Annotated in this window: 1 protein-coding gene and 1 pseudogene; both read right to left on the bottom strand. The window is 74.1% G+C overall.

Features of this window, described 5'->3' with window-relative positions:
- Positions 1-1,586 (bottom strand): annotated as a pseudogene (locus GTW40_RS04545) (hypothetical protein); the annotation flags it as partial.
- A gap of 73 nt (positions 1,587-1,659) precedes the next feature.
- Positions 1,660-2,538, bottom strand: a complete 879-nt coding sequence (locus GTW40_RS04540) for a hypothetical protein (RefSeq protein ID WP_161178846.1) — start codon at positions 2,536-2,538, stop codon at positions 1,660-1,662.
- Between the last annotated feature and the right edge of the window lie 107 nt (positions 2,539-2,645).

Genomic DNA, 2,645 nt, shown 5'->3' with positions numbered 1-2,645 from the left:
GCGTCGGGGGCGCTGTCGTCCAGCCAGCCCGCGCGGACGGCCTCGGCCGTCTCCTGCTCGACCTCTTCGAGGCGCTGGCGCAGGTGTCCGGCCTCGCTGCGGGCGCGCTGCGCCTCGGTGGCGGCGGTGGTGGAGTCGCGGTAGGCGCCGTCACCGACCTCCTGGAGGGCGGCGGAGCGCTCCTCCTCCTCGTTGGCGAGGCTCTCGGCGCGGTCGGCGGCGGCGTGCAGGGCGCGGACGAGGTCGACGGCGGCCTTGGCGCGAGCGGCGAGGGCGGGGGCCGCGTCGCGTTCGGCCTCCTGGATCGCGGCGGACACGCGCGCGACGCGGTCGGCGGCGGCGCGGTGGCGCAGCACGGCCTCGGCGGCCTGCCAGGCGGCGTACAGGGTGCGCGCGTCGGCCAGTTCGCGCTTCTGCGCGGCGGCGGTCTTCTCGGCGGCGGCGAGCGCCAACGAGGCGTGCCGGTAAGCGAGTTCGGCGGCGACGAGGGAGCTGCGCTCGCGGGCGCCCTCGGAGTGGGTGACGGTGTAGGCGGCGGCCGTGACGCGCTGGGCGAGGTCGGCGGCGCGGACCCGCTCGCGCACGGCGCGCGCGGAGAGCTTCCGGGCCAGGGTGCGGGTACGGCGCTCGGCGCCCGTGTGGATCTCCCGGGCGCGGGCACGGCCGTCGGCGGACTCCACGATGCGACCCAGCAGGTCGGCGGAGCCCGCCGTGAAGTCGCGTTCCGCGATGAGTTCGGCGCGGCGGCCCAGCTTGTTGCCGAAGCCGCTGACCAGGTCCGCGAGGCCGTCGGTGTCCCGGGTGTCGGTGACGGCGCGCAGCAGCAGGTCGGTGAAGTCGGAGTCCTTCTTGACCGCGAAGAGACCGGCGGCCTCGCCCTCGTCGGCGTTCATCTCTCGCTGGTAGCGGAAGAGTTCGGGGTCGAGGCCCAGCTCGCCGAGGTGCTCGGTCCAGCGCTCGTGGATCTCCTCCCAGTGCACCTCCAGGTGCGGGTAGTTCTTGCCGGACTCGGTGAGGGCATCGCGGAAGCCCTTCATGGTGCGGCGACGGCCCTGCGCGCCGGAGGCGCCCTCGACGGGCGGCCGTACGGCGGTGGCCTCGGCGACCGGCAGGTTGTCCAGGCTGAGTCCGGGTCCGGGCCGGAACGAGTACCACGCCTCCGCGAACTTGCGCGGGTCGTTGGACACCTGGCGGCCGCGCCACTCGCTGGCCTTGCCGACGACCACGCACTCGCCGGTCAGCACGTGCTGCCACTCCAGGGCGACATGGCCGCAGTCGTCGGCGAGCAGGAACTTGCGCAGCACGCCGGAGCTGGCGCCGCCAAGGGTGTTGCGGTGGCCCGGCAGCATCACCGAGAAGATCAGCTTCAGCAGGACGGACTTGCCGCCGCCGTTCTCCAGGAACAGCACGCCCGCGGGCGCGGGGCGGCGCGGCGGGCCGACCGGCTCCTCCTCGAAGAACTCCGCCTGGGTGGGCGCCGGGTCGGGCACGGGCGCGCCCACGCCGCGCATGTCGAGCACGGTGTCGGCGTAGCGCGCGCCGGCGGGCCCGATGGAGTAGAGGCGGACGCGGGACAGCTCGTACATGGCGGACTCTCGTCGTAAGGCTTCGAACAGGGTGCGGTGGTGCGTGGAGGGGGACGGCAGGCGTCCCGTGCCGTCAGGAGTGGAACGGCAGTCCGGCGTCGGCGACCAGGTCCAGGTCGTCGCTCTCCTCGGCGGGCAGCAGGCTCGCGGAGGCGCCGGTGTCCGGGACTATGCCCAGCTCCAGCAGCTCGGCGAGGGCCGCGGTGCCCGCCATGTCACGCACCTGGAGCTGATAGCGGGCCGTGGTGCGGTAGGTGCCGCCGCCCTCGTCCCCGGTGCGCTGGAGGAACCCGGAGTCGGTGAGGAAGCCGAGCGCCTTGGCGACGATACCGGTGGTCGAGGAGGCCGGACGCCGGGCGTCCTTGGTGGCACCGGTGACGCTGCGCCGCGCCCAGATCCGCCACGCGGCCTCAAGACCGGGCGCGTCGGTCGCCGGGTCGGTGTTCTCCCCCTCCTCCTGCGCCCGCTCCTCCAGGCGACGGCACGCCTGCCGTACGAAGGCGTCCACGCCGTTGACGGTCACCCGCCCGATGTACGAGTCGTCGGCCAGGTCCTCCGGCCGGGGGAACGCCAGCGCGGCGACGGAGAGATGCGCCAAGCCGTGCAGGAAACGGTCCCCGGAGTCGGCGGCGGTACGGCGCGCGTAGTCACCCATCCGCACCGCGAACACCGAGTCCTCGGCCGCCGTCACGGCCATGCCCGCCCGCGCCGACACCTCAAGGACGACCAGCCCGAGCCCGCTGGCCACGGCATCCGCGAGCCGCGCGAACGGCGGGTCCTCGCGATACCTGCGCAGCAGATCCGTGTACTCCTGATCCCGCGCGGGCTGCAGCTTGGGCTGCAGCCCGAAGGCGACGAGCCGCGCCGCGTCGGCGGCGTCGGCGGGAGTGACCGCAGTGCTCACCGGCGGCGCCGGGGCCTCGGCGTCACTCCACTCGACGTACTCGCTCACGGTTGAGACTCCTTGCTGATCTGAAAAACGAGGGGCAGGACAACTCCGTAAGGGGCGCGGGGCTGTGTTCGATCATGCGGCTCCGCCGCGTGGGCGCGACAAGCCAC

Source organism: Streptomyces sp. SID4985 (genome assembly GCF_009863025.1).
GTDB lineage: Bacteria > Actinomycetota > Actinomycetes > Streptomycetales > Streptomycetaceae > Streptomyces.
Note: the sequence above shows the minus strand (reverse complement) of the source record. Positions and strands in the feature narration are given on the sequence as shown.